We start from the raw sequence: 25,546 nt of genomic DNA, 5'->3' as shown, positions 1-25,546 counted from the left end.
CATGGTGGACGACGCCGAGCTGCTCGAGCTGGTCGAAATGGAAGTGCGCGACTTGCTGAGCAAGTACCAGTTCCCGGGCGACGACACCCCGATCATCAAGGGTTCGGCGCTGAAGGCGCTCGAGGGCGACCAGAGCGAAATCGGCGTGCCGGCGATCATCAAGCTGGTGGAGGCGCTGGACACGTACATTCCGGAGCCCAAGCGCGACATCGACAAGGCGTTCCTGATGCCGGTGGAAGACGTGTTCTCGATCTCGGGCCGCGGCACCGTGGTGACCGGACGTATCGAGCGCGGCATCATCAAGGTTGGCGACGAAATCGAAGTGGTCGGCATCCGTCCGACGCAGAAGACGACGGTGACGGGCGTGGAAATGTTCCGCAAGCTGCTCGACGAGGGCCGTGCGGGCGACAACGCGGGCCTGCTGCTGCGCGGTCTGAAGCGCGACGACGTGGAGCGTGGTCAGGTGCTGGCGAAGCCGGGCTCGATCACTCCGCACACGGACTTCGAGGCTGAGGTCTATGTCCTCTCCAAGGAAGAAGGCGGCCGTCATACGCCGTTCTTCAAGGGTTACCGCCCGCAGTTCTACTTCCGCACGACGGACGTGACGGGCTCGGTGCAGCTGCCTGAAGGCGTGGAAATGGTCATGCCGGGCGACAACATCAAGATGGTGGTGAGCCTGATCCACCCGATCGCGATGGACGAGGGTCTGCGTTTTGCGATCCGCGAGGGCGGCCGTACGGTCGGCGCGGGCGTCGTGGCCAAGATCATCAAGTAAGGTCATTGCGACAGCGCGCTGTCGCAATAACTGCTTGCCGTTCAAGGCGACCGGGAAGCCGGTCGCTTCATGTCGGCGAGATCAAAATGAGTTAGGCGGAAGGCATGCTGAGATTTTTTGTTCAGCCTATTCCATTTCGGAAAAATCCCGTTATAATGGAAGACCCTCGCCGACCAACCGTTTAAGTTTGGCTGGCGATGCAGCGAAATGAGGCCCAGGACGGACTTCGACTTCGCGGACAAGGATGGTCGATCGCTTCGGTGCTGATAAGGCATCGGTGGGCGAAAAAATTTCAAGTTTGGGCGAGCCCGCAACGGCTCGCCCATTTGTTCGTATCCAGTAATGCAGTTTTACCCATCGACCCGGAACCGGGTCGCCGCAGTAAGGCAAAGGCTTCGCTGCGGGCAAGCAACGTTCTTTCAGATTAGGACACGGCAATGGCTGACCAGAAGATTCGCATCCGGCTCAAGGCCTTCGATCATCGCTTGATCGATCGCTCGGCGAGCGAGATTGTTGAGACGGCGAAGCGCACCGGCGCGCAAGTGCGCGGCCCGATTCCGCTGCCGACCAAGATCGAGCGCTACACCATCCTGACCTCGCCGCACGCCGACAAGGACGCGCGCGACCAGTACGAAACCCGCACGCACAAGCGCGTCATGGATATCGTTGATCCCAACGACAAGACCGTGGACGCCTTGATGAAGCTCGACCTCGCCGCCGGCGTGGACGTGCAGATCAAGCTTTATTGAGATCACAGCAATGACTATCGGAATTATCGGCCGCAAGTGCGGCATGACGCGAGTCTTCACCGAAGCCGGTGAATCGGTGCCAGTTACGCTGATCGAAGCGACGCCGAACCGCATCACCCAGGTGAAGACGGTCGAGACGGACGGTTACACGGCCATCCAGGTGACGGCGGGCACGAAGCGTGCTGCGCTCGTGACCAAGCCGCTTGCCGGTCATTACGCCAAGGCCAAGGTCGAAGCCGGCCGCGGTTTGTGGGAATTCCGCGTCGACGCGAAAGACATCGGCGGCTACGCGGTCGGTGGCGAACTGAAGGCCGAGGAAGTGTTCAAGGTCGGTCAGAAGATCGACGTCGCCGGCGTGACCAAGGGCAAGGGCTTCCAGGGCACGATCAAGCGCTGGAACTTCACGATGGGCGATGCGACGCACGGTAACTCGCTGTCGCACCGCGCGCCGGGCTCGATCGGTCAGCGTCAGACGCCGGGCCGCGTGTTCCCGGGCAAGAAGATGTCCGGCCACATGGGCGCCACGCGTCAGTCGATGATGAACCTTGAAGTGGTCAAGATCGACGCCGAGAAGCACCTGATCGCCGTGCGCGGCGCGGTGCCGGGCGCGCCGGGCGGCAACGTCATCGTCAGCCCCGCTGCCAAGGCTTGAGGAGAAGGATCATGGAATTGCAGGTTGTAGGCGCCAAGCAGCCGCTGTCGGTTTCCGACACAGTGTTCGGCCGTGAATATTCCGAAGGCCTCGTGCATCAGGTCGTCGTTGCCTATCGCAACGCCGGTCGCGCGGGTACCAAGGCGCAGCTGACGCGCTCGGATATGTCGGGTACGACGAAGAAGTTCAAGAAGCAGAAGGGCGGCGGCGCGCGTCACGGCGACTATCGCGCTCCGATCTTCGTCGGCGGCGGTCGCGCGTTCGCCGCGAAGCCGCGCGACTTCTCGCAGAAGGTCAACAAGAAGATGTACCGCGGCGCGATTCAGGCGATCCTTTCGCAGCTCAATCGCGAAGGCCGTCTGCAGATCGTCGAGTCGTTCAACGTCGACAAGGTCAGCACCAAGGCGCTCGCCGCCAAGCTTGCCGATCACACCGGTCGCACGCTGATCGTCACCGAGGACGTCAACCAGAATCTGTTCCTGTCCGCGCGCAACCTGCATAAGGTCGCCGTGGTCGATGTCGCCGCGATGGACCCGGTTACCCTGGTCGATGCGCAGCATGTTGTCATGACCGTCGACTCGGTCAAGAAGATCGAGGAGTGGCTGGCATGAGCACCGAAATCAAGAACGAAAAACTGTACACCGTGATTCGCGCCCCGCACATCTCTGAAAAGAGTGCGCGCGCGCAGGAACACAACCAGTACGTTTTCGAAGTGGCTGCTGGCGCAGACAAGAAACTGGTCAAAGATGCGGTCGAAGCGCTGTTCAGCGTCAAGGTCGAGTCGGTCAACATCATCAACGTCAAGGGCAAGACCAAGTCGTTCAAGCAGCGCGCGGGTTCGCGCAATGGCTGGCGCAAGGCGTATGTGCGTCTGACCGACGGCCAGACCATCGACGTGACGGCGAAGGCCTGAGTCAGGCTCGCTCCAAGAATTCATCGGAACCAAAACAATGGCACTGATCACATTGAAGCCAACTTCTCCGGGACGCCGCGCCATGGTGCGCGTGACGACGCCGGGGCTGTACAAGGGCGATCCGTACGCACCGCTGACCGAACCGCAGTCGAAGACCGGCGGCCGTAACCATTACGGTCGCATCACGACGCGCCATAAGGGCGGTGGTTCGAAGCAGCACTACCGCATCATCGACTTCAAGCGCGACAAGGAAGGCATCGCCTGCCGCGTCGAGCGCCTCGAATACGATCCGAACCGCACCGCGAACATCGCGCTGCTGCTCTATGTCGACGGTGAGCGCCGTTACATCATCGCGCCGAAGGGCGTGGCGGTGGGCGATCAGCTCATGGCCGGCCGCGACGCGCCGATCAAGGCGGGCAACTCGCTGCCGCTGCGCAATATCCCGATCGGTTCGACCGTGCATTGCGTCGAGATGAAGCCAGGCAAGGGCGCGCAGCTCGCGCGCAGCGCCGGCGCCTCGGTGCAGCTGATCGCGCGTGAAGGTGGTTACGCCACGTTGCGTCTGCGTTCGGGCGAGATGCGCAAGGTGCCGGTGGACTGCATCGCCACGATCGGCGAAGTCGGCAACTCGGAACATAACCTGCGCAAGCTCGGCAAGGCCGGTGCGAAGCGTTGGCGCGGTGTTCGCCCGACCGTTCGCGGTGCGGCGATGAACCCGGTCGACCATCCGCACGGTGGTGGTGAAGCGAAAGCCGGCCAGGGCAACCCGCATCCGGTGTCGCCGTGGGGTCAGCCGGCCAAGGGTTACAAGACGCGCAAGAACAAGCGCACCACGCAATTCATCGTGCGCGATCGTCGCGGTTGATAGAACAGGACTAGACAACAATGGCACGTTCACTGAAAAAAGGTCCGTTCGTCGATCTGCACCTGCTGAAGAAGGTGGAAGCGGCGTCGGGTTCCAATACCAAGCGTCCGATCAAGACTTGGTCGCGTCGCTCCATGATCCTGCCGGAAATGGTGGGTTTCACCATCGCCGTGCACAACGGCAAGGCCCATGTGCCGGTGCTGGTCAACGAGAACATGGTCGGGCACAAGCTCGGCGAGTTCGCCGCGACGCGCACCTTCAAGGGTCACTCCGGCGACAAGAAAGCCGCCGAAGCCAAGAAGTAAGGTGACGACATGAGCATCGAAGCAAAAGCCATCCTGCGCGGCGCGCGCATCTCCTCGCTGAAGGCGCGACTGGTCGCTGACCAGGTCCGCGGCCTGCCGGTCGGGCGCGCGACCAGTCTCCTGCAGTTCAGCGACAAGAAGGCGGCGCACCTGATCAAGAAGGTGCTGCTCTCCGCCGTCGCCAACGCCGAGAACAACCTCGGTGCGGACGTCGACGAGCTGAAGGTGAAAACCATCATGGTCGACGACGGCCCGCAGTTGAAGCGCATGCATGCGCGCGCCAAGGGCCGCGGTTCGCGGATCATCAAACGCACGAGCCACGTCACCGTGGTCGTCGGGAGCTAATCACATGGGTCACAAGGTTCATCCCACCGGCATTCGCCTCGGCATTTCCAAGGACTGGAATTCGAAGTGGTACGCGAACAAGCGCGAATACGCGCAGTACCTCGCGGCGGATCTGAAGGTGCGCGAAATGCTGCGCGAGAAGCTCGCCCAGGCCGGCGTGTCGAAGATCGCGATCGAGCGTCCGGCGAAAACCGCGCGCATCACGATCCACACCGCGCGTCCGGGCGTCGTCATCGGCAAGAAGGGTGAAGACATCGAGAAGCTGCGCAAGGACGTGTCGAAGCTGATGGGCGTTCCGGCCCACATCAACGTGAGCGAAGTGCGCAAGCCCGAGCTCGACGCGCAGCTTGTCGCCGAATCGATCGCCCAGCAGCTCGAGCGCCGCATCATGTTCCGCCGCGCGATGAAGCGTGCGGTCGGCAATGCGATGCGCCTCGGCGCGCTCGGCATCAAGATCAACGTCGGTGGCCGCCTCAACGGTGCGGAAATCGCGCGTTCGGAGTGGTACCGCGAAGGTCGCGTGCCCCTGCATACGCTGCGCGCCGACATCGACTACGGCTTCGCTCAGGCGAAAACGACCTACGGCATCATCGGCATCAAGGTGTGGATCTACAAGGGCGAGGTGTTCGACCTGGCCGCACACACCGCCGAAGCCGGCAAAGAAGAACAGCGCGATGCCGCTCCGCGCAGCGAGCGCGGTGAGCGTCGCGAACGCACGGAACGCGAGCCGCGTGGCGATCGCGGCGACCGCGCTCCGCGTGACAAGTAATCAGGAAGCCTAAGTCATGCTGCAACCCAAAAATACCAAATACCGCAAGGTGATGAAGGGCCGCAACCGCGGCGTCTCCACCGTTGCCACCAAGGTGAGCTTCGGCGAGTACGGCTTGAAGGCGACCACGCACGGTCACTTGACCGCGCGCCAGATCGAGGCCGCGCGCCGTTGCGTGACGCGCTTCGTCAAGCGCGGCGGCAAGCTCTGGATCCGCGTGTTCCCCGACAAGCCGATCACCAAGAAGCCGATCGAAGTCCGCATGGGCGCCGGCAAAGGCAACGTCGAGTACTGGGTCGCTGTCGTGCAGCCCGGCCGCATGCTCTATGAAATCGAGGGCATCAGCGAAGTCGAGGCGCGCGAGGCGTTCCGTCTGGCCGCGGCGAAGCTCTCGGTGCAGACCCAATTCGTGAATCGTACGGTGATGTAATGGACATCCAAGACCTCCGCAAGCAATCCGCGCAAGAACTCAACAGCCAGCTCCTCGAGCTGCGCCGCGAGCAATTCAATCTGCGCATGCAGAAGAGCGCCGGTCAGCAGACCCAGACGCATCACTTCAAGCGCGTGCGTAACGAAATCGCGCAAATCAAGACGCTGCTGACTGAAAAGTCGGCTGCGGCGAAGTAAGGGCAGGCCATGAGCGAACAGACGAACAAGGCCGAGAAGGCCCAGCGCACGATCGAAGGTCGTGTGGTCAGCAACAAGATGCAGAAGACGGTCACCGTGCTGCTCGAGCGCCAGGTGCAGCATCCGCTGTACGGCAAGATCGTGCGCCGCTCGACCAAGGTGCACGCGCATGACGAGAACGGCGAGTGCAAGGAAGGCGACGTGGTGCGCATCGTCGAGACGCGCCCGCTGTCGAAGACCAAGAACTGGCGCGTCGTGCAGGTGCTGACGCGCGCCGCGCAGTAACAACGTGGGACGTTGAGGAGTAGAACATGATCCAGATGCAATCCACGTTGTCCGCAGCCGACAACAGCGGCGCCAAGCTGCTGTTCTGCATCAAGGTGCTCGGCGGTTCCAAGCGTCGTTACGCCGGCATCGGCGACATCATCAAGGTGTCGATCCGTGATGCGATCCCGCGTGGCAAGGTCAAGAAGGGCGAGGTCTACGACGCGGTCGTCGTGCGTACGCGCAAGGGCGTGCGTCGCGCTGACGGTTCGCTGATCCGCTTCGATGGTAACGCTGCAGTGCTGCTGAATAACAAGCTCGAGCCGATCGGCACGCGCATCTTCGGGCCGGTCACGCGCGAACTGCGCAGCGAGCGCTTCATGAAGATCGTTTCGCTCGCGCCGGAAGTGCTGTAAGGGACATCGAAGAAATATCGGCTTTTTGAGCCCCCTTAAGTTAAGGGGGCGGCGAAAGCCAGGGTTGTGGAAGTGCCACAGCGTGGGTCGAAGCCAACAACGATCCGGGCTCTACTGAAATATAGGGTTACGTTATGAACAAAATTCGCAAAGGTGATCAAGTCATCGTGACCACCGGCAAATACAAGGGCCAGCGCGGCGAAGTGCTGCGCGTCGCTGCCGACCGCGTGGTCGTCGCGAACATCAACCTGGTCAAGCGCCACACCAAGCCGAACCCGCAGGCCAACCAGCCGGGCGGCATCGTCGAGCGCGAAGCCCCCATCCACGTGTCGAACGTGGCCCTGTTCAACGGCGCTACGGGCAAGGGCGGCCGCGTCGGCTTCAAGACGCTGGGCGACGGGCGCAAGGTGCGCGTGTTCAAGACCGGCGAACAGGCGGACGTATAAGGAGCCATGGCCATGACCCGTTTGGAAAAACACTACAAAGAAACCGTCGTTCCGAAGCTGACCGAAAAGTTCGGCTACAAGAACGTGATGGAAGTGCCGCGCCTGGTGAAGATCACGCTCAACATGGGCGTGGGCGAAGCCGCGGCGAACAAGAAGGTGCTCGAGAACGCACTCGCCGACATGAACAAGATCGCCGGTCAGAAGGCCGTGGCGACGCTGTCGAAGAAGTCGATCGCGACCTTCAAGATCCGCGACGGTTGGCCGATCGGCTGCAAGGTCACCCTGCGCCGCGCGAAGATGTTCGAGTTCCTCGATCGCCTGATCACGGTCGCCCTGCCGCGCGTGCGCGACTTCCGCGGCGTGTCCGGCCGCGCCTTCGACGGCCGCGGCAACTACAACATGGGCATCAAGGAACAGATCATCTTCCCGGAAATCGATTTCGATCAGGTCGACGCGATGCGCGGCATGGACATCGCGATCACGACCACGGCGAAGACGGACGCCGAAGCCAAGGCGCTGCTCGAGGCCTTCAGCTTCCCCTTCCGTAATTGATGCGCTGCAACTAATTCTCAAAGAGATACGACAATGGCAAAGACCAGCATGGTGGAGCGCGAGAAGAAGCGCGCGAAGATCGTGAAGAAGTACGCGACGAAGCGCGCGGAGCTGAAGGCGATCGTGCTCAGCCCCAAGTCTTCGTACGAAGAGAAGATGGAAGCGCAGACCAAGCTGCAGAAGCTGCCGCGTGACGCGAGCCCCTCGCGCCAGCGCAACCGCTGCGAGCTGACCGGTCGTCCGCGCGGCGTCTACCGCAAGTTCTCGCTCGGCCGCCACAAGCTGCGTGAAGCGACCATGCGCGGCGACGTGCCGGGCCTGCGCAAGGCTTCCTGGTAACGCCCGAAAATCCATTTCGGATTTTCGACGATTTATCTTTTTATCTTTTAGAAACACAAACGAAATCCATTTCGGATATCGATGCTAAGGAACTAGAAACATGAGCATGACTGATCCCATCGCCGATATGTTCACCCGCATTCGCAACGCGCAAGCGACCGCGAAGCCGACGGTGCGCATGCCGGCATCCAAGACCAAGCAAGCCATCGCCAAGGTGCTGAAGGACGAGGGCTATGTGCGCGACTTTCAGGTCAACAAGCTGGCCAACAACAAGGCCGAGCTCGAGATCGCGCTGAAGTATTTCGAAGGCAGGCCGGCGATCGAATCGATCAGCCGCGTCAGCCGTTCGGGCCTGCGCGTGTACCGCGGCAAGGACGCGCTGCCGAAAGTGATGGGCGGCCTCGGCATTGCCATCGTCACCACGCCGGCCGGCATCATGACCGACGCGCAGGCGCGTGCGCAGGGCGTCGGCGGCGAAGTCATCGGCACCGTCGTCTGATCGCGGCCCGACTGGAGAATACAAATGTCACGAGTTGCTAAAAAACCGATCGCGCTGCCGAAGGGCGTCGAATTCAAGGTCGCCGGTGAAGCGGTGACGGTGAAGGGCCCGAAGGGTACGTTGTCGTTTGCTCTGCCCGCAGGCGTCGAAGTCAACGTCAATGGCAGTGAAGTCCTGCTCGCCTCGAAGGACGCCGAGACGATGAAGTTCGCGGGTACCGCGCGCGCCGTGCTGGCGAACATGGTCAAGGGCGTCAGCGAAGGCTACGAGCGCAAGCTCGAGCTCGTCGGCGTCGGCTATCGCGCCGCGTTGCAGGGCAAGGATCTGAACCTTTCGCTCGGCTTCTCGCACCCGATCCTGTTCAAGGCGCCGGAAGGCATCACGATCACCGCGCCGACCCAGACCGAAGTGCTGATCGCCGGTGCCGACAAGCAGCGCGTCGGCGAGACCGCCGCGAAGATCCGCGCGTTCCGTCCGCCCGAGCCCTACAAGGGCAAGGGTGTGCGTTACGCCGGCGAGAAGATCACCATCAAGGAAGCCAAGAAGGCCTAATCAGTCGGAGAGCTTCAAGCGGATCCTTCCGCGGGAAGCCCGGCCATCCCTGGCCGGACTCTTCAACAAAGCTTTCAGCTATCCGGAGACGAAACCATGTCGAACGAAAAGAACGAATCCCGCCTGCGTCGTGCCAAGTCCACGCGCATGCACATCAAGAAGCTTGCCGTGCCGCGCCTGACCGTGCATCGCAGCGACCAGCACATCTACGCCCAGGTCATTTCGGCCGACGGCGGCAAGGTGATCGCGGCCGCGTCGACCGTGCAGAAGGCCATCAAGGGCGAGGTCAAGGGCACCAAGAACAAGGCCGCCGCCGCCGCTGTCGGCAAGGCGATCGCCGAGAAGGCGAAGGCCGCCGGCATCGAAAGCGTCGCGTTCGACCGTTCGGGTTTCCGTTATCACGGTCGCATCGCCGCACTGGCGGATGCGGCGCGCGAAGCGGGTCTCAAGTTCTGATTTAAAAAATATACTTCTTTACAATTCTAAGCGGCTTCGCCGCAAGCAAAAGTCCGCTGCGATACGGGCGGCACAAGGTGAAAAGTAATGTCAACGAATGAACGTGAAAACAGCGACGGCATGCTCGAGAAGCTCATTGCCGTCAACCGCGTCTCCAAGACGGTCAAGGGCGGTCGGCAGATGAGCTTCACCGCGCTGACCGTGGTCGGCGACGGCGACGGCAAGGTCGGCTTCGGTTACGGCAAGGCACGCGAAGTGCCGGTCGCGATCTCGAAGGCGATGGAACGTGCGCGCCGCGGCATGACCCAGGTAAAGCTCAACAACGGCACCCTTTGGCACGCGGTCAAGGCCAACCACGGCGCGGCCAAGGTCTACATGCAGCCGGCGTCCGAAGGTACCGGCGTGATCGCCGGCGGCGCGATGCGCGCCGTGCTCGAAGTGGTCGGTGTGAAGAACGTGCTGGCCAAGGCGCAGGGTTCGCGTAACCCGATCAATCTCGTGCGCGCCACGATCAAGGGCTTGGAAGCGATGGCGACGCCTGAGCGCATCGCGGCCAAGCGCGGCAAGAAGGTTGAAGAGGTGGGTGGTTATGGCCAAGGCTAAGAAGACGGAAAGCGGCACGATCAAGGTCCGCCTGTACAAGAGCATGAACAGCTGCAAGTGGCAGCATCGCCTGAGCGTGAAAGCGCTCGGTCTGAACAAGCTCAATGACGTGCGCGAGCTGAAAGACTCGCCGCAGGTGCGTGGTCTGGTCAATACGGTCAGTTATCTCGTGCGCATCGAAGAAAGCGCCTGAGCAAAGCAAGATATCGGAGCATCGAACAATGCGTCTTAATACTCTCAAACCCGCCAAGGGCGCCCGCACGAAGCGCGTTCGCGTCGGCCGCGGTATCGGTTCCGGCCTCGGCAAGACCGCGGGTCGCGGCCACAAGGGCCAGTTCGCGCGTACCGGCAAGGGCAAGGTCAAGCCGGGCTTCGAAGGCGGCCAGATGCCGATGCAGCGTCGTCTGCCGAAGGTTGGCTTCCGCTCGAAGCTCGCGCACAAGGTGTCCGAAGTGCTGCTGTACAAGCTCGAGTCGGTCACGGCCGACGTGGTCGACTTCGACGCACTCAAGGCCGCCGGTCTGATCGATACGCGCGCTGAGCGTGCGAAGATCGTCAAGAAGGGCGAGCTCAAGCGCGCGGTGAAGCTCAAGGGCGTGGCGGTCACGGCCGGCGCCAAGGCAGCGATCCTCGCGGCCGGCGGCAGCGTAGAGTAACGGACCGACCTCATGGCGGCTTCCCAAGCCAGCATGCTCGCAGGCCTCGGCAAATTGACCGAGCTCAAGCAGCGCATCCTGTTCCTCATCGGTGCGCTCGTCGTCTATCGCCTCGGCTCGTTCATTCCGGTGCCGGGCGTCAAGTCGGCGGCGATGACCTCGCTGCTCGGCGGTGGCGGCGGGTTGATCGATCTGGCCAACATGTTCTCGGGCGGCGCGCTCGCGCGCTTCTCGATCTTCGCGCTCGGCGTCGTGCCGTACATCTCGGCGTCGATCATCGTGCAGATGGTCGCCCAGGTGGTGCCGTCGCTGCAGTCGCTGCGCAAGGAAGGCGAGTCCGGTCGGCGCAAGCTGACCCAGTGGACGCGTTACTTCACCGTGGTCTTGGCTGCAGTGCAGTCGTTCGGCATCTCGAGCTGGCTCATGCACCAGACAGCGAACGGCCAATCGGTGGTTTACGCCCCGGGCTTCGGCTTCATCATGACCTCGATGATCGCGTTGACCTCGGGCACGCTGTTCCTTATGTGGCTGGGCGAGCAGATCACCGAGCGCGGCATCGGCAACGGCATCTCGATGCTGATCTTTGCTGGCATCGTCGCCGGTTTGCCGGGTGCGACCTATCACACCCTGCAGATGGCGCAGAACGGCGAGCTCAACTTCATCAAGGTCCTGCTCGTGCTGCTGATCGTGGTCGCGGTGACGGCGTTCGTCGTCTTCGTCGAGCGCGGCCAGCGCCGCATCACGGTCAACTACGCGCGGCGCCAGGGTGGCGGCCAGGCGTACATGAACCAGAGTTCGCACCTGCCGCTCAAGCTCAACATGTCGGGCGTGATTCCGGCGATTTTTGCCTCGTCGCTGATTATGTTTCCGGCGACGGCATCGTCATGGTTCAGCGGCAGCACGAACATCCGCTGGCTGCAGCAGCTGACCGCGGCGATTGCGCCGGGCGAGCCGCTGTACGAGATCCTGTACGCGATCCTGATCATCGTGTTCGCGTTCTTCTACACCGCGCTCGTGTTCAATTCAAACGAGACTGCGGAGAACCTGAAGAAGTCGGGCGCGCTGATTCCGGGCATCCGCCCGGGCAAGGCGACGGCCGAATACATCGACGGCGTGCTGACGCGCCTGACCGGAGCCGGGGCCCTGTACCTCGTGCTGGTCTGCGTGGTGCCGACGTTCCTGCAGCAGTACTTCCATGTGCCGTTCTATTTCGGCGGCACCTCGTTGCTGATCGTGGTGGTGGTGGTCATGGATTTCACCGCGCAGGTGCAGGCGCATTTGGTGTCGCATCAGTACGAAAGCCTGCTGAAGAAGGCGAATCTGAAGGGCTACGGCCGCGGCGGAAGCCCGGCGCGCTAAGCCCGGAATCGGGCTGGGCCGAGCAAGGTCCCGGCCCGGTTGGAAAAAAACCATATCCGGCAGGCCTTTGGGCTTCCGGAGACGTAAAAAACCAGTTATAATTTACAGTTCACTGCGCTTTCAAGCGCTTTGATTTTCTCGGAGATAGAAAGATGGCGCGTATTGCGGGTGTCAACCTGCCGGTCCAGAAACACGTCGTGATCGGACTGCAAAGCATTTACGGTATCGGCCGCACGCGGTCGAAGCTGGTGTGTGACGCCGCGGGCGTCAATCCGGCGACCAAGATCAAGTCGCTGACCGAGTCCGAAGTCGAGAAGCTTCGTGCCGAAGTTGCGAAGTTCGTGGTCGAAGGCGACCTGCGCCGCGAAGTCGGCATCAGCATCAAGCGCCTGATGGACCTCGGCACCTATCGCGGCATGCGCCACCGTCGCGGCCTGCCAGTGCGCGGCCAGCGCACGCGTACCAATGCGCGCACGCGCAAGGGTCCGCGCCGCGCGATCAAGAAGAATTAATTCATTTTTGCAAGTACGCGAGGCGCGTCCTTGCGAACATCAGGAAACCTTGACTCATGAATAAGCCGGTCGCTGCCAAGACCAAGAAGAAAGCCAAACGCGTCGTTACCGATGCGATCGTTCACGTGCAGGCTTCGTTCAACAACACCGTCGTGACGATCACCGATCGCCAGGGCAATGCGCTGTCGTGGGCGACTGCGGGCGGCGCGGGTTTCCGCGGTTCGCGCAAGTCGACCCCGTTCGCCGCCCAGGTTGCGGCGGAGAAGGCCGGCCGTGTCGCACAGGAATACGGCGTGAAGACCGCCGAAGTGCGCATCAAGGGCCCGGGCCCGGGTCGCGAGTCGGCGGTGCGTTCGCTGAACAACATCGGCGTGAAGGTGACCAACATCATCGACGTGACTCCGATCCCGCACAACGGCTGCCGCCCCCCGAAGAAGCGCCGGGTGTAATTGCGATCGAAGCTATTTCAGCAATCATCCCTGATTGCAAGAATGAGGAAGCGGCCGTCCGTGGCCGCACTTTCAATAGAAATCTTAAATACACCAGAGTCTGATGTGATCTGTTGATCACTAAATTCAAAGAATCGGCCACGCGTGGCCGGACTCGCAACGAAGAGAAGAATTTTATGGCACGTTACATCGGTCCCACCTGCAAGCTCGCGCGCCGCGAAGGCGCCGACCTCAGCCTCAAGAGCCCGGCTCGCGCGCTCGACTCGAAGTGCAAGCTCGAGAACAAGCCCGGCCAGCATGGCGCCGGCGGCGGTGCGAAGAAGTCGCGCCTGTCGGACTACGCGGTGCAGCTGCGCGAGAAGCAGAAGGTCAAGCGCATCTACGGCTTGCTCGAGCGCCAGTTCAGCAACTACTACGTCAAGGCGTCGAAGACCCGCGGCAACACCGGTGAGAACCTGCTGCGTCTGCTCGAATCGCGTCTGGACAATATCGTCTACCGCATGGGTTTCGCGGTGACCCGTGCCCAGGCCCGCCAGCTCGTCGCGCACAAGGCGATCGAGGTCAACGGCAAGAAGGTCAACCTGCCGTCGTACGCGGTCCAGGCCGGCGACCAGATCTCCGTCGCCGAGAAGTCGCGCAGCCAGCTGCGCATCAAGGAAGCGCTGACCCTGTCGCAGGAAATGGACCTGGCCCCGGCGTGGCTCGAAGTCGACGCGAACAAGTTCGCCGGTACGCTCAAGGCGCTGCCGGAACGCTCGGATCTGCCGAGCGACATCAACGAATCGCTGATCGTCGAGTTGTACTCGAAGTAACCGTTTCATCCACCGCGTCGGGCAATGTCCGGCGCAGTGCGCGGCAAGCTTGAATGTGCCGCTTTTCGCACACATATTTTCCGAATTCCCCACACCTTACGGAGAGCGTAGTTCATGGCAAATTCGCCTACTACCATCCTGCGTCCGCGCGGCCTGCATGTAGAACAGCTCGGTGCGAACCGCGCGAAAGTTTCGGTTGAACCCCTGGAGCGTGGCTTCGGCCACACGCTCGGCAACGCGCTGCGTCGCGTCCTGCTGTCGTCGATCCCGGGCGCTGCGATCATCGAAGTCGAGATCGATGGCGTGCTGCACGAGTACACGACCCTCGAAGGTCTGCAGGAGGACGTGATCGAAGTCCTGCTCAACCTCAAGGACGTGGCTCTGCGCCTGCACAACCTCGATGAAACCACCCTGACCCTGTCGAAGAAGGGCAAGGGCGTGGTCACGGCTGCGGACATCAAGGTCGACCACAACGTCGAGATCGTCAATCCCGAGCACGTGATCTGCCACCTGACCAAGGACATTGCGCTCAACATGCGCTTGAAGGTCGCGCGCGGAATCGGCTACCAGCCGGCCACCTCGCGTCGCCGTCCGGACGACGAGAGTCGCCCGATCGGCCGCCTGCAGCTCGATGCCTCGTTCTGCCCGGTGCGCCGCGTGGCGTATGAAGTCGACAGCGCGCGCGTCGAACAGCGCACCGACCTCGACAAGCTCGTGCTCGACATCGAAACGAACGGCACCGTGGAAGCGGAAGAAGCCGTGCGCAAGGCCGCGGAAACGCTGCTCGATCAGCTCACGATCTTCGGCGACTTCACCCGCCGCGAGACCTCGGAAGCGAAGACCGACAAGGCCGGTGTCGATCCGGTGCTGTTGCGTCCGATCGACGACCTCGAACTCACCGTACGTTCGGCGAACTGCCTGAAGGCCGAGAGCATTTACTACATCGGCGACCTCGTGCAGCGCACCGAAGTCGAGCTGCTGAAGACGCCGAACCTCGGCAAGAAGTCGCTGACCGAGATCAAGGACGTGCTGTTCTCGCGTGGCCTCTCGCTCGGCATGAAGCTCGAGAACTGGCCGCCGTCGGGCCTGCAGCACGGCATGCAGATGAATTGACGGCATAGCCGTCAATTCATCCCGGCACGGATTGCCGGGATCCAGACTACAGGGACGTCGCAGTATCCGGAAGTTGTACGCCAGAACGGATGGCGCAATTACGGACCAAGTGTCCGCTGCACAAATGTGCAGATATCCATAATTATAAATCTACACCGAGGAATTATTTATGCGTCATATGAAATCCGGTCGCAAGCTCAACCGCACCAGTTCGCATCGCGAAGCGATGTTCAAGAACATGGCGGCGTCGATCATCAAGCACGAGCTGATCAAGACCACGCTGCCGAAGGCGAAGGAACTGCGCCGCGTCGCCGAGCCGCTGATCACGCTGGCCAAGGTCGACAGCGTCGCCAATCGCCGTCTCGCGTTCGCGCGCCTGCGCGACAAGGTCGCCGTAGGCAAGCTGTTCGTCGAACTCGGCCCGCGCTACCGCGAGCGCAAGGGCGGCTACACGCGCATCCTCAAGTGCGGCAACCGCGTCGGCGACAACGCGCCGATGGCGTATGTCGAACTCGTCGATCGCCCGCGCACCGAAGCGGCGGCGGTGGAAGAATAAGTTTCACCGGTTCGCGTGCAGCACATCGCTGCATCTGACGGGTTGGGCTGATGCTCGCCCCCTTGCAATTCTCTCGAATCCGGCTCGCATGGGCCGGATTCGCATTTCTGTACCTCGCAATGGCGTATTTGGCCGCCGGTGCCAAGCCGATCGTCGACGAGATCGCGCACTACGTCCATATCAACCGTTTCGATCACGGCGACTTCCGCATTGCCTGGGACATTCTGACCGTTTTGCCGGGCTATCACGCTCTTTCGGCGGTGGTGCTTTGGGCGACGGACCAGCGCACGTTGGCCGCGGCGCGCGTTCTCAACGCCGTGTATGGTCTGCTCGCGATCGGCGCATTCCATTGGTTGCGGAAGAATGCTGCCGGTAAGGCCGACGCGGCTGCGACGCTGCAGTTCGCCCTGCTGCCGATCCTGTTTCCCTACGACTTCATGGTTTACACCGACGTGCTGTCGCTGGCATTCGTGCTGGCGGCCGGCGCGGCTACGCTCGGTCGGCGCGACATCCTCGCGGGCGTGTTGATGATCGCTGCGCTTTGCGTGCGCCAGACCAACGTCGTTTGGCTGCCTCTATTTGCCTGGCTGGCGTTGTCGCGCGATGAGGCCGCGGCGCCGTCGCTGCGGCAGGTGCTGACGAGGACGTGGCCCTATGCCCTGGGCGTTGGTCTGTTTCTGGTTTATTGGATGTGGAATGGAAGCATTTCGCTCTCGAAAGAGCAGACGATGATGCATCCGGATTTTTCGTTTCACATCGGCAACCTGTATTTCACCTCGTTCCTGTGTGCGCTATTGTTTCCGCTGCATGTTCGAAACGGGTTCAAGGAGTTCGTGCGGAACGCGCGCCTGCACCCCTGGCTGCTGTCGGTTCCGGCAATCGCATTCGGCATATTCTGGGCGGGATTCCGCGTCGATCATCCGTTCAATCAGGCCGACGAGCCGTGGACGGTGCACAATCATCTCCTTCGGTTCGTCGTGTCGGCATGGTGGTGGAAGGCGGCGTTCGGCCTGGTCGCGGTGGCGGCCGCCTGCGGGTTGTCGGGAACGCGTCTGCATCCGCGATCGGCGTGGATGTTGTACCCCCTGACATTCGTCGCATTGGCGAGTTCGTGGATGATCGAGCACCGTTACGCGCTGGTGCCGCTCGCGTTGTGGCAGGTATTCCGCGAGCGGCAGAACGAAAAAATCGAAACCGCGACGACGGCACTTTGGGCGGTACTTGCGGTCTGTGCTTGCCTGGGTACCTTCACCGGCCGCTTCAGTCTGTAGGGGGCCGTCGCGAATCCACACGTTTGGCAGTCGAGGCGACAGAACATGACATCTAATTTTCCCGCTCCCTCTTACCGGTTGACCTATTTGGCGGGCTTCGCCATCTGTGCGGCGATGCTGGCGTATGCCTACTACGTGCAGTTCAACCTTGGCATCGAGCCGTGTCCGCTGTGCATCTTCCAGCGTATCGCAGTGATCGCCATGGGCGTGTTCTTCCTGATCGGTGCCTTGCACAACCCGAAGACGACCGGGCGGCGTGTCTATGCGCTGCTCGTACTGCTCGGCGCATGTGCCGGCATCGGCATCGCGGCTTATCACGTCTGGGTGCAGCACCAGCCGCCCAATCCGTTGGCTGGATGCACGCCGGGCTGGAACTATTGGGTCGAGAATTTTTCGGTGAGCTACGCCTGGAGCAAGACGATCCAGGCCGCGTTCACTGGTCATGCCGACTGTGCCGAGATCAATTGGACTTTCCTCGGTTTATCGATGCCGTTCTGGACGCTGGTTTCGTTCGTGGCGCTCGGCGCCGGCGCAATCTGGGCCGGTTTCCGCAAGCGCTAAAGTTCTGCGCCGCGATCTGGCATGATGAAAAACCCTTCCCACGTCGGCGACGACACCATGGCGGCAACGAGTCCAGAAGCAACGAGACAGAGCGCGGCGGAATCTTGGTCACCGACGTCATGGCAGTCGCGCACGGCCGTGCAACAGCCGGTTTATGCGGACGCAGCCGTGCTCGACCGCGCCGTCGCACAGTTGCGTGAATTGCCGCCGCTGGTGACGTCGTGGGAAGTGCTCGCGCTCAAGCGCAAGCTGGCCGAAGCGCAGGAGGGACGCTGCTTCCTGCTGCAGGGTGGGGACTGCGCTGAGAGCTTCGCCGATTGCACCTCGCCGATCATCTCCAACCGGCTCAAGGTGCTGCTGCAGATGAGCCTCGTGCTGGTGCACGGTTTGAAGCTTCCGGTCGTGCGCGTCGGCCGGTTCGCCGGCCAGTACGCCAAGCCGCGCTCGGCCGACACCGAGACGCGCAGCGGCGTGACCTTGCCGTGCTATCGCGGCGACATCGTCAACGCTCCCGAATTCACTGCGGTCGCACGCGAGCCGGATCCGCAGCGCCTGATCGAAGCGCATTCTCGCTCGGCGCTGACGATGAACTTCGTGCGCGCGCTGATCGATGGCGGCTTCGCGGACCTGCATCACCCAGAATATTGGGACCTCGAATGGGTCAAGCACTCGCCACTGCAGGAAGAGTATCAGCGCATGGTCGAAGCCATCGGCGAGGCAGTGCGCTTCATGGAAACGCTGGCCGGCGAATCGCCGTCATATCAGAAAGTGGATTTCTATACTTCGCATGAGGCGTTGCTGCTCAACTACGAAGGCGCAGTGACGCGCGAGGTGCCGCGCAACCCGGGTTGGTTCAACCTATCCACGCATTTCCCGTGGATCGGCATGCGTACCGCGCAGCTCGACGGCGCCCACGTCGAGTACTGCCGCGGCATCCAGAATCCGATGGGGCTCAAGCTCGGCCCCGGGGTGAAGCCGGACCAGCTGCTGCGCACGATCGATGCGCTCAATCCGCACAACGAACCAGGCCGGCTGACCCTGATCACGCGCATGGGCGCGGCCAAGGTCGAAGCTGAGTTGCCGCAGCATCTGAATGCCGTCAAGGCCGAAGGCAAACGCGTGCTCTGGTGCTGCGATCCGATGCACGGCAACGGCGAGACGCTGCCGTCCGGCGTGAAGACGCGGCGCTTCGAGAACATCCGCGCCGAACTCGACCATGCCTTCGATATCCACGCCGCCTGCGGCACACGCCTCGGCGGCGTGCATCTCGAACTGACCGGCGAGAATGTCACCGAATGCCTCGGCGGCGCGCGCGACCTGACCGAAGTGGATCTTGCCCGTGCCTACAAGTCGAGCGTCGATCCGCGTCTCAATTACGAACAGTCGCTCGAGATTGCGATGCTGATCGTGCGCAAGCGCGGCGGCAGGCCCTGAGAACCTGTCCTCAAAGCTACTGCGCTCGATAATTTGCGCGCCGGCGGTGCTCGGACTGCGGAGGCAGGATGCCGGAGCGAACGGCGAAGCCGGCCCGGAGGGCGAGCCGCGGAAGCGGCGAGTAATCCTCACATACTGCTTGTATGCTCCGGTTCCTGCGCTCCGGCGACGCGCAAATTCTCTTCGCTCGCTACGCTTTGAAGACAGGTTCTGAGGGAAGTTTTCTTTCCTCAAAGTTCCACGTGCGCGCGCAGGCCGAAGAAGCGCGCCGGTCCGCGGTCGCGGTTGTATCCCGGGTTGCGGGCAAACTGGAAGTCGGGGCTGATCGTCACATGCGGCACGATTTGCGCCGCGTAGTAAAGCTCGGCGATCTGTTCATGGCCGTAGTCGATCCGGCCGTCACCGATCAGAAAGCCGCTGCCGCCGAGCGCGAGATAGTCGCGATGGTCTTGCGAAATGCCGTTCACCGCGATCGCGAGCGCGAGATGATCCTGCGCGCGTCCCCAGTGCAGACCCGATAGTTGTCCGCCGATGCTGGTGGCGCGGTCCGCTTCGGTGAACGCGAACGATTCCGTGCGGCCGTCGTTCCAGCCGATGCGCGCGAACAGGCCAGTTTCACCGTCGTCGGCGAGCGGCAGTTCAGCATTGATCGCACAGCCATGCTTGCGACGGCCATCGCGATCATCGGCGCGGATATCCGGCGTCGCGCCCGATTCCTGCGCGGCAGCGATCGCGTCACGATACACGCCCATGCGCGCGATGTTGCGGAACGCGAGCACGCGCACTGCGTAGCCGTCCTTCTGCGGTTGCCAGGTCAACTCCATCTGCTCGCCGCGCGCGCGCGAGATCGGCCATTCCAGCGCCTGTCCGTTCGCCTCGCGCGGCATTTCATAAATGCCGTAACGCAACGTCCACGCCGGTTGCACGAGGGCGAGCATCGCGCCGCCCGTGTAGCCGCGCGTATCGGCGGCGAAATCCCAGGCGGCGTTGTTGAACAGCGCCCAGTTCATGAACTGAGTGCGCGTCGAATTCGCGTAGCGGTTCTTGTCGAAATCGTCGCTGACTGCGAGCTTGCCGAGCTTCACCTCGAATCGGCTCGCATATTCCTTGCCCGCGAGCTGGCCCTGCGCGGCTTTGACATCGTAGGTCTCTTCGCCGAGCGGCAGCGCGTAGCGCAGCACTCGGCGCGCGATGTACGGGCGCTTGCCGAGGTTTGCGGTGCCCGAGCGGATCACGTCGCCGTTGCTCAACCCAGCCATACCGGTGGCATTGCTGACGCCGGCACCCTTGAACATTTCCGCATCGAGATAGAACTGGAAGTGCCATGGCAACGCCACGCCGAAGTAGGCGCCGAAGGTGTGCGAACGCTCCGTGTCGCCGCTCGCGCGCAGACTTAAAGGGCCGGAATAGGGCGAACGCAACGCATCCTGATGCTGGTCGACGAAGGTGTATTGCGCGCCGAGCAGCTGCGGCACGAATTCGGTCGGCGCGTCGACGGCGAGGACCGAGGCTGGAGGGACCGCAAGGACGAGTGCGCCAAAGATGGCGAAGGCTGGCTTGAGTTTCATGATTCCGGTTTCCATGAGCACGTGAACATGGTCCCATGCTGCGCGCATTGATTGCGCAGCATGGGCGGGCTTGGTTTCAATCCTGTGTCGTCCAGCGTGCTTCGAGCTTGCCGCTGGTCGGGCTGCGCCGCCAGCGGCAGACGAGCTTCCGGCGCGCGAACGAGGCATCGTTCGCGGCGACGTAGGGCAGGGCGCGCGAGGTCGCGCAATAGGCATCGCGCACGCCGAAACGACGATCGTGCGGGAACAGGGAGAGCAGGAACTGCATTTTCATGATTCACCTCGATTCCATGACGGAACGGGTGAATCACGACCAGCTATCGGCTAGATCGCGAGACGGCCCGTATCCGCGCGGAGCGGCAGGGTTTGTGCGGCCAAGGCAGCCCATGGCCCGCGAAGGCCCGGTGCTGCGTTGGTACTCGGATAGCTGTCCATTGATGTCAGTGGTTGGCTGGAGGAAATGCTTCGGCGGACTGAAGCGCGGCGAAGGGTAGGCGCGGGGCGCTTCGATGTCAACGAAAAACTTCTTTGTGCCGGGATGCCCGGCGCGACATCGGTTTCAATCCGACGTGCCGACGTGCTCAAGAAATCGTGGCGGCTTGCGCGCCCGCGTAGCCTGCTCGAATGCGTAGGCGTAGCTGATCAGTTTTGCCTCGCTCCAGGCTGCGCCGAAGAATGTGATGCCCACGGGCAACTCATGCACGAAGCCCATCGGTACGCTGATCGCGGGATAGCCGGCCACCGCGGCCGGCGTCGAGCTGCCGCCTGTGTAGTGATCGCCGTTGACGAGATCGGTGACCCAGGCTGGGCCGCCGGTCGGTGCGATCAGCACGTCGAGTTTGTCCTTGGCCAGCGCCGCGTCGATGCCTTCGGCGCCGGCGAGGCGCTTCGATTTCGTCAGAGCGTCTTTGTATACTTTTTCGTCGAGGCCGCCGCGCGCCTGCGACTGCTCGAACGTCTCCTGGCCGAACCAGGGCATTTCGCGATCCGCATGCGCCTTGTCGAACTCGATAAGGCCGGCGAGGCTGCGCGTCTTCACATCGGGCGCGAGCGTGGCGAGATAGGCATCGAGATCGGCCTTGAATTCGTATTGCAGCACGATGTTTTCCTCGTCGTCGTATTTGCCCTGGTTCGGCAGTTCGACCGGATCTACGATCACGGCGCCAGCGGCCTTCAACGCGGCGATGCTCGCATCGAACACGCGATCGACCTCGGGGCCGACGCCGGCCAGCTTGCGCACGACGCCGATACGCGCTCCACGCAGGCGCTTCGCGTCGAGGAATTTCGTGTATTCCGCGCGATGCTTGTCCGCGTCTTTCGTCGCCGGATCACGTATGTCGCTGCCGGCGATTGCGGTCAACAAGGCGGCCGCATCGGCGACGCGGCGTGCCATTGGTCCGGCGGTATCCTGGCTATGCGCGATCGGCACGATGCCGGCGCGGCTGACGAGGCCGAGCGTCGGCTTGATCCCGACCAGCCCGTTCGCCGACGCGGGGCAGACGATCGAGCCATCGGTCTCGGTGCCGATGCCGGCCACGGCGAGATTCGCCGCGATGGCCGCGCCCGTGCCCGAACTTGAGCCGCAGGCGTTGCGGTCGAGTGCGTAGGGATTCTTCGTCAAGCCGCCGCGTCCGCTCCAGCCGCTGGTCGAGTGATTCGAGCGGAAGTTGGCCCATTCCGACAGGTTGGTCTTGCCGAGGATCACGGCGCCGGCCGTGCGCAATTTCGCCACGATGGTAGCGTCGCGCGCCGCGATCGAATCGGCCAGCGCGAGCGAGCCGGCGGTCGTGTGCATCTTGTCGGCCGTGTCGATGTTGTCCTTGATCAGCACCGGAATGCCGCGCAACGATGCGTACACTTTTCCACTTTTCCGGCTAACGTCGATCTCGTCGGCGATCGCGAGCGCATCGGGGTTGAGTTCGATCACCGCGTTGATCGCAGGGCCGGCCCTGTCGATCGCGGCGATGCGGTCGAGATACTGCTGCGCCAATGCATGTGCAGTCCATTCCCCATGCTGCAATTTCTGCGCGAAGTCGCGGATCGAGAGCTCCTCTGCTGGTGGCGAAACGGGTTCCGCCGCCGACGTGGCCATGGGTACGCAAACGGTGGCGATGAGAAACGCAAACAATCGCGGCATGGCGAGATCGATCATGGCGAGTCTCCATTCAAGTTGGCCGGGCGATCTTGGTGTGCGGACCCTCGCTCACGGCCAGCCAGAGGCCGATCCATGTCGAGAACAGCGCAGGCACGAAAAACGTCAGTTGGCCCAACGACAGCGGCTGGCTGTCGAACGCGAGGATCACCGCGACGCTGCCGATAGAGAAGGCAGCCACGCACGAGCCCGCCAGCCAGCGCAGGCGTTGTGAAAAACCCGCCGACAGCAGCACAAGGAAAGCTGCAAGACTGGCCAGCAGACCCCAAGGAATCAGCCAGGTCGCCATGACCAACAACTGCTCGAAGAAACCGAGCAGCGTGCCGGCTGCGATGGCGTGCCCCAGCGCGAGAAAGGCGGAGGCGAGCAGCACGCTGGGCAGCAGGCAGAGAACACTGATCACGTGCAGGAATGGGCGCACGTCAGGGGTTAGCCGGCAACGAATCCGACCGGCCGATGCTCGGTGTCCTTGCCCGGAGTCAGGAACAGCATCGTGGTGGGGACATGCGTTTTTGCCGTGTGCCAGGCGCCTTGCGGCACGAGGACATAGTCGCCGGGCGAGTTCAGATGCACCTCGCATTCACTGCCCGACTCCTCGATGACCAGAGTCGCCGCACCGGAGAGCAGCATGACCACCTCTTCGCCGACGGGATGGCGCTCCCAGGTTGCCCATGGCTCGGAGAACGTGAACGCTGACATCAGCCGACCCTGGTCCAGGTCGGGATAGGCGCCGCTGGCGACATCCTGCCAAAACGATTCGGACGGCGGAATCGCGTCGATCCTGCCTCCGTCGTGGGCGTGAAGATAGGCGCCGAGAATATTCGCCGCTGCGTTCATCGGTATCCCTTAGAGCTGGAAGCGACAGCGGACCGAGCTATGACTAGCCTCGATCGACGGGTAGCCGCGGCCGCAAGGATAGCCGGAATGGAAGTCGGCTGGAGCGATCCGGGAGACTTGCCCGGAACCCTGTAAAGGGTTGCAGCCTCCGCACGCCATTGCGGCGTGCGGGACAAAACTATTGCTCGAGCTTTTACGCCGCCTGGCGCGAAGCGCGCTTGCGATCGTTCTCGGTCAGGTGCTTCTTGCGCAGGCGGATTTCCTTCGGCGTGACTTCGACCAGTTCGTCGTCCTCGATGAAATCGAGCGCCTGCTCCAGCGAGTACTTGATCGCCGGGGTCAGCTTGATCGCGTCGTCCTTGCCCGAGGCACGCATGTTTGTCAGCGGCTTGGTCTTGATCGCGTTGACGGTGAGGTCGTTGTCCTTGGAGTGGATGCCGACCAGCTGGCCTTCGTATACCTGGTCGCCTTCGGCGGCGAACAGTTTGCCGCGCTCTTCGAGCGGCCCCAGCGCGTAGGCCGGCGTGGCGCCCGGCGCGTTGGCGATCATCACGCCATTGAGACGCTTGGCGATCGTGCCCTGTTCCTTCGGGCCGTAATGGTCGAAGACGTGGAACAGCAGGCCCGAACCCTGGGTGAGAGTGCGGAATTCGTTTTGGAAACCGATCAAGCCGCGCGCCGGGATTTGATACTCGAGGCGCACCCGACCTTTTCCATCCGGCTCCATGTTCTTCAACTGCGCCTTGCGCGCGCCGAGTTTTTCCATCACGCCGCCCTGGTGGATTTCTTCCACGTCGACGACGAGCTGCTCGATCGGCTCCATCAACTGGCCGTCGATTTCCTTGATGATGACTTCCGGGCGCGACACGGCCAGTTCATAGCCTTCGCGGCGCATGTTCTCGATCAGCACCGACAGATGCAGCTCGCCGCGGCCGGAGACGAGGAATTTGTCCGCATCGGAACCTTCCTCGACGCGCAGCGCAACGTTGTGCACGCGCTCGCGATCGAGGCGCTCGCGCAGCTGGCGGCTGGTCAGGAACTTGCCGCCGGACAGCTCCTTGTTGCCGGCGAACGGCGAGTTGTTGACCTGAAAAGTCATGCTGATGGTCGGTTCGTCCACCGTCAGCACGGGCAGTTGTTCCGGCACGTCGGGCGCGCAGATCGTGTCGGAAATGCCCAAGTCTTCGACGCCGTTGATGGCGACGATGTCGCCGGCTTCTGCCTCGGCGACTTCGCGGCGCTCCAGGCCCATGAAGCCGAGCACCTGCAGGACGCGGCCGTTGCGCTTCTTGCCTTCGCGGTCAACCACGGCGACCGGCATGTTGGTGCGCACCTTGCCGCGTTGGATGCGGCCGATGCCGATCAAGCCGACATAGCTGTTGTAGTCGAGCTGCGAGATGCGCATCTGGAACGGACCATCCGGGTCGACCTTGGGCGCGTGCACGTGCTTCATGATCGCCTCGTACAGCGGCGTCATGTCGCCTTCGCGCACGTCGGGCGTCAGGCCCGCATAGCCGTGCAGGGCCGAGGCGTAGACGACCGGGAAGTCGAGCTGCTCGTTGGTCGCGCCGAGGCGGTCGAACAGGTCGAAGGTCTGGTCGAGCACCCAGTCCGGGCGCGCACCGGGGCGGTCGACCTTGTTGATCACGACGATAGGCTTGAAGCCCATCTGGAACGCTTTCTGGGTGACGAAGCGCGTTTGCGGCATCGGACCGTCCATCGCGTCGACCAGCAGCAGCACGGAATCGACCATCGACAGCACGCGCTCGACCTCGCCGCCGAAATCGGCGTGTCCCGGCGTGTCGACGATATTGATGCGGTTGCCCTGCCAGGTGATCGCGGTGTTCTTGGCCAGGATCGTGATGCCGCGTTCTTTTTCCTGGTCGTTCGAGTCCATCACGCGCTCAGCGAGCACCGTGCGTTCGCTGAACGTGCCGGACTGCTTGAGCAGGCAGTCGACGAGGGTGGTCTTGCCATGGTCGACGTGGGCGACGATGGCGATATTGCGCAGATTTTCGATGGACATGGTGATAAGCCCGCCCTCGCGGCAGGCTGAATGAGACAAGGATTTACAAGATTATACCCGATTTAATTTGATACTGCGGCGCAGCAATAGTTAGGCTGATGGCGCGCCGAATG

General features: G+C 62.5%; 37 protein-coding genes. 31 read left to right on the top strand and 6 right to left on the bottom strand.

Annotated elements, in window-relative coordinates; translation table 11 throughout:
* The 31 genes from F455_RS0114465 to F455_RS21015 form a co-directional block, all read left to right on the top strand.
* Positions 1–775: elongation factor Tu (locus F455_RS0114465; RefSeq protein WP_018974027.1), on the top strand; the 775-nt coding region annotated here is incomplete at its 5' end.
* A 437-nt stretch (positions 776–1,212) separates the two neighbouring features.
* A complete protein-coding gene (gene rpsJ, locus F455_RS0114460; RefSeq protein ID WP_018974026.1) occupies positions 1,213–1,524 on the top strand; it encodes a 30S ribosomal protein S10 in 312 nt (103 codons plus the stop codon).
* Positions 1,525–1,534: 10 nt separating this feature from the next.
* A complete protein-coding gene (gene rplC, locus F455_RS0114455) occupies positions 1,535–2,176 on the top strand; it encodes a 50S ribosomal protein L3 (protein WP_026293393.1) in 642 nt (213 codons plus the stop codon).
* An 11-nt stretch (positions 2,177–2,187) separates the two neighbouring features.
* Entirely contained in the window at positions 2,188–2,787 is a 600-nt protein-coding gene (rplD, locus tag F455_RS0114450; protein WP_018974024.1) for a 50S ribosomal protein L4, read from the top strand.
* Positions 2,784–3,089: a 50S ribosomal protein L23 gene (gene rplW / locus F455_RS0114445; RefSeq protein WP_018974023.1), complete on the top strand. Its 306-nt coding sequence runs from the start codon at positions 2,784–2,786 to the stop codon at positions 3,087–3,089. The genes rplD and rplW overlap by 4 nt, the downstream gene beginning before the upstream one ends.
* Positions 3,090–3,126: 37 nt before the next feature.
* Entirely contained in the window at positions 3,127–3,954 is an 828-nt protein-coding gene (gene rplB / locus F455_RS0114440) for a 50S ribosomal protein L2 (RefSeq protein WP_026293392.1), read from the top strand.
* Positions 3,955–3,974: 20 nt separating this feature from the next.
* A complete protein-coding gene (gene rpsS, locus F455_RS0114435) occupies positions 3,975–4,259 on the top strand; it encodes a 30S ribosomal protein S19 (protein ID WP_018974021.1) in 285 nt (94 codons plus the stop codon).
* A 15-nt stretch (positions 4,260–4,274) separates the two neighbouring features.
* Positions 4,275–4,604, top strand: coding sequence for a 50S ribosomal protein L22 (rplV, locus tag F455_RS0114430; RefSeq protein WP_211212333.1), 330 nt, complete (start codon positions 4,275–4,277; stop codon positions 4,602–4,604).
* A 4-nt stretch (positions 4,605–4,608) separates the two neighbouring features.
* A complete protein-coding gene (gene rpsC, locus F455_RS0114425; protein WP_018974019.1) occupies positions 4,609–5,373 on the top strand; it encodes a 30S ribosomal protein S3 in 765 nt (254 codons plus the stop codon).
* Positions 5,374–5,389: 16 nt separating this feature from the next.
* Positions 5,390–5,803, top strand: coding sequence for a 50S ribosomal protein L16 (gene rplP, locus F455_RS0114420; protein WP_018974018.1), 414 nt, complete (start codon positions 5,390–5,392; stop codon positions 5,801–5,803).
* Positions 5,803–6,000 carry a 50S ribosomal protein L29 gene (gene rpmC / locus F455_RS0114415; protein ID WP_018974017.1) on the top strand — a complete coding sequence of 66 codons (198 nt, stop codon included), beginning with the start codon at positions 5,803–5,805 and terminating at the stop codon, positions 5,998–6,000. The genes rplP and rpmC overlap by 1 nt, the downstream gene beginning before the upstream one ends.
* A gap of 9 nt (positions 6,001–6,009) precedes the next feature.
* Positions 6,010–6,285 carry a 30S ribosomal protein S17 gene (gene rpsQ, locus F455_RS0114410; protein WP_018974016.1) on the top strand — a complete coding sequence of 92 codons (276 nt, stop codon included), beginning with the start codon at positions 6,010–6,012 and terminating at the stop codon, positions 6,283–6,285.
* A 26-nt stretch (positions 6,286–6,311) separates the two neighbouring features.
* Positions 6,312–6,680, top strand: a complete 369-nt coding sequence (gene rplN / locus F455_RS0114405) for a 50S ribosomal protein L14 (RefSeq protein WP_018974015.1) — start codon at positions 6,312–6,314, stop codon at positions 6,678–6,680.
* 134 nt (positions 6,681–6,814) lie between these two features.
* On the top strand, positions 6,815–7,126 hold the full coding sequence (gene rplX / locus F455_RS0114400) for a 50S ribosomal protein L24 (protein ID WP_018974014.1): 312 nt from the start codon (positions 6,815–6,817) through the stop codon (positions 7,124–7,126).
* Between the two features lie 12 nt (positions 7,127–7,138).
* Positions 7,139–7,678, top strand: coding sequence for a 50S ribosomal protein L5 (gene rplE, locus F455_RS0114395; protein WP_026293391.1), 540 nt, complete (start codon positions 7,139–7,141; stop codon positions 7,676–7,678).
* 33 nt (positions 7,679–7,711) lie between these two features.
* Positions 7,712–8,017 carry a 30S ribosomal protein S14 gene (rpsN, locus tag F455_RS0114390; RefSeq protein ID WP_018974012.1) on the top strand — a complete coding sequence of 102 codons (306 nt, stop codon included), beginning with the start codon at positions 7,712–7,714 and terminating at the stop codon, positions 8,015–8,017.
* 100 nt (positions 8,018–8,117) lie between these two features.
* Positions 8,118–8,516: a 30S ribosomal protein S8 gene (gene rpsH / locus F455_RS0114385; RefSeq protein ID WP_018974011.1), complete on the top strand. Its 399-nt coding sequence runs from the start codon at positions 8,118–8,120 to the stop codon at positions 8,514–8,516.
* A gap of 24 nt (positions 8,517–8,540) precedes the next feature.
* Positions 8,541–9,068 carry a 50S ribosomal protein L6 gene (rplF, locus tag F455_RS0114380; protein ID WP_018974010.1) on the top strand — a complete coding sequence of 176 codons (528 nt, stop codon included), beginning with the start codon at positions 8,541–8,543 and terminating at the stop codon, positions 9,066–9,068.
* A gap of 96 nt (positions 9,069–9,164) precedes the next feature.
* A complete protein-coding gene (gene rplR, locus F455_RS0114375) occupies positions 9,165–9,524 on the top strand; it encodes a 50S ribosomal protein L18 (protein WP_018974009.1) in 360 nt (119 codons plus the stop codon).
* An 87-nt stretch (positions 9,525–9,611) separates the two neighbouring features.
* Positions 9,612–10,127, top strand: a complete 516-nt coding sequence (gene rpsE / locus F455_RS0114370; RefSeq protein WP_018974008.1) for a 30S ribosomal protein S5 — start codon at positions 9,612–9,614, stop codon at positions 10,125–10,127.
* Complete coding sequence (rpmD, locus tag F455_RS0114365) at positions 10,114–10,320, top strand: 50S ribosomal protein L30 (protein WP_018974007.1); 207 nt, start codon at positions 10,114–10,116, stop codon at positions 10,318–10,320. Before rpsE ends, rpmD begins: the two co-directional genes overlap by 14 nt.
* 28 nt (positions 10,321–10,348) lie before the next feature.
* Positions 10,349–10,783, top strand: a complete 435-nt coding sequence (gene rplO, locus F455_RS0114360; RefSeq protein ID WP_018974006.1) for a 50S ribosomal protein L15 — start codon at positions 10,349–10,351, stop codon at positions 10,781–10,783.
* A 12-nt stretch (positions 10,784–10,795) separates the two neighbouring features.
* Complete coding sequence (secY, locus tag F455_RS0114355) at positions 10,796–12,142, top strand: preprotein translocase subunit SecY (protein WP_026293390.1); 1,347 nt, start codon at positions 10,796–10,798, stop codon at positions 12,140–12,142.
* Between the two features lie 152 nt (positions 12,143–12,294).
* Positions 12,295–12,654 (top strand): 30S ribosomal protein S13, encoded by a 360-nt coding sequence (gene rpsM / locus F455_RS0114350; RefSeq protein ID WP_018974004.1) that lies wholly within the window; start codon positions 12,295–12,297, stop codon positions 12,652–12,654.
* A 56-nt stretch (positions 12,655–12,710) separates the two neighbouring features.
* Positions 12,711–13,103, top strand: coding sequence for a 30S ribosomal protein S11 (gene rpsK, locus F455_RS0114345; RefSeq protein ID WP_018974003.1), 393 nt, complete (start codon positions 12,711–12,713; stop codon positions 13,101–13,103).
* A 176-nt stretch (positions 13,104–13,279) separates the two neighbouring features.
* Positions 13,280–13,915 carry a 30S ribosomal protein S4 gene (gene rpsD / locus F455_RS0114340; RefSeq protein ID WP_018974002.1) on the top strand — a complete coding sequence of 212 codons (636 nt, stop codon included), beginning with the start codon at positions 13,280–13,282 and terminating at the stop codon, positions 13,913–13,915.
* A 114-nt stretch (positions 13,916–14,029) separates the two neighbouring features.
* Entirely contained in the window at positions 14,030–15,028 is a 999-nt protein-coding gene (locus F455_RS0114335) for a DNA-directed RNA polymerase subunit alpha (RefSeq protein ID WP_018974001.1), read from the top strand.
* Positions 15,029–15,197: 169 nt separating this feature from the next.
* On the top strand, positions 15,198–15,584 hold the full coding sequence (gene rplQ, locus F455_RS0114330; RefSeq protein WP_026293389.1) for a 50S ribosomal protein L17: 387 nt from the start codon (positions 15,198–15,200) through the stop codon (positions 15,582–15,584).
* A gap of 119 nt (positions 15,585–15,703) precedes the next feature.
* Positions 15,704–16,855 carry a Dol-P-Glc:Glc(2)Man(9)GlcNAc(2)-PP-Dol alpha-1,2-glucosyltransferase gene (locus tag F455_RS0114325; protein WP_018973999.1) on the top strand — a complete coding sequence of 384 codons (1,152 nt, stop codon included), beginning with the start codon at positions 15,704–15,706 and terminating at the stop codon, positions 16,853–16,855.
* Positions 16,856–16,900: 45 nt separating this feature from the next.
* The gene (locus tag F455_RS0114320) at positions 16,901–17,416 is read left to right on the top strand and encodes a disulfide bond formation protein B (RefSeq protein ID WP_033409833.1); all 516 of its coding nucleotides are present in this window, start codon (positions 16,901–16,903) and stop codon (positions 17,414–17,416) included.
* Positions 17,417–17,473: 57 nt separating this feature from the next.
* Positions 17,474–18,850: a class II 3-deoxy-7-phosphoheptulonate synthase gene (locus F455_RS21015; RefSeq protein ID WP_033410195.1), complete on the top strand. Its 1,377-nt coding sequence runs from the start codon at positions 17,474–17,476 to the stop codon at positions 18,848–18,850.
* A gap of 230 nt (positions 18,851–19,080) precedes the next feature.
* Here the strand turns inward: F455_RS21015 and F455_RS0114310 are convergent, their stop codons facing one another.
* From F455_RS0114310 to typA, 6 genes are all read right to left on the bottom strand, one after another.
* Positions 19,081–20,418: a carbohydrate porin gene (locus F455_RS0114310; protein ID WP_033410192.1), complete on the bottom strand. Its 1,338-nt coding sequence runs from the start codon at positions 20,416–20,418 to the stop codon at positions 19,081–19,083.
* Between the two features lie 76 nt (positions 20,419–20,494).
* On the bottom strand, positions 20,495–20,692 hold the full coding sequence (locus F455_RS0114305) for a hypothetical protein (RefSeq protein ID WP_018973995.1): 198 nt from the start codon (positions 20,690–20,692) through the stop codon (positions 20,495–20,497).
* Positions 20,693–20,977: 285 nt separating this feature from the next.
* A complete protein-coding gene (locus tag F455_RS0114300) occupies positions 20,978–22,570 on the bottom strand; it encodes an amidase (RefSeq protein ID WP_018973994.1) in 1,593 nt (530 codons plus the stop codon).
* 13 nt (positions 22,571–22,583) lie between these two features.
* On the bottom strand, positions 22,584–22,991 hold the full coding sequence (locus F455_RS0114295) for a hypothetical protein (RefSeq protein WP_018973993.1): 408 nt from the start codon (positions 22,989–22,991) through the stop codon (positions 22,584–22,586).
* 8 nt (positions 22,992–22,999) lie between these two features.
* Positions 23,000–23,407, bottom strand: a complete 408-nt coding sequence (locus tag F455_RS0114290; protein WP_018973992.1) for a cupin domain-containing protein — start codon at positions 23,405–23,407, stop codon at positions 23,000–23,002.
* 193 nt (positions 23,408–23,600) lie between these two features.
* On the bottom strand, positions 23,601–25,433 hold the full coding sequence (gene typA, locus F455_RS0114285) for a translational GTPase TypA (protein WP_018973991.1): 1,833 nt from the start codon (positions 25,431–25,433) through the stop codon (positions 23,601–23,603).
* Between the last annotated feature and the right edge of the window lie 113 nt (positions 25,434–25,546).

Source organism: Rudaea cellulosilytica DSM 22992 (genome assembly GCF_000378125.1).
Lineage (GTDB): Bacteria > Pseudomonadota > Gammaproteobacteria > Xanthomonadales > Rhodanobacteraceae > Rudaea > Rudaea cellulosilytica.
The sequence above is the reverse complement of the archived record's forward strand: the minus strand, read 5'-3'. Positions and strand labels throughout refer to the sequence as shown.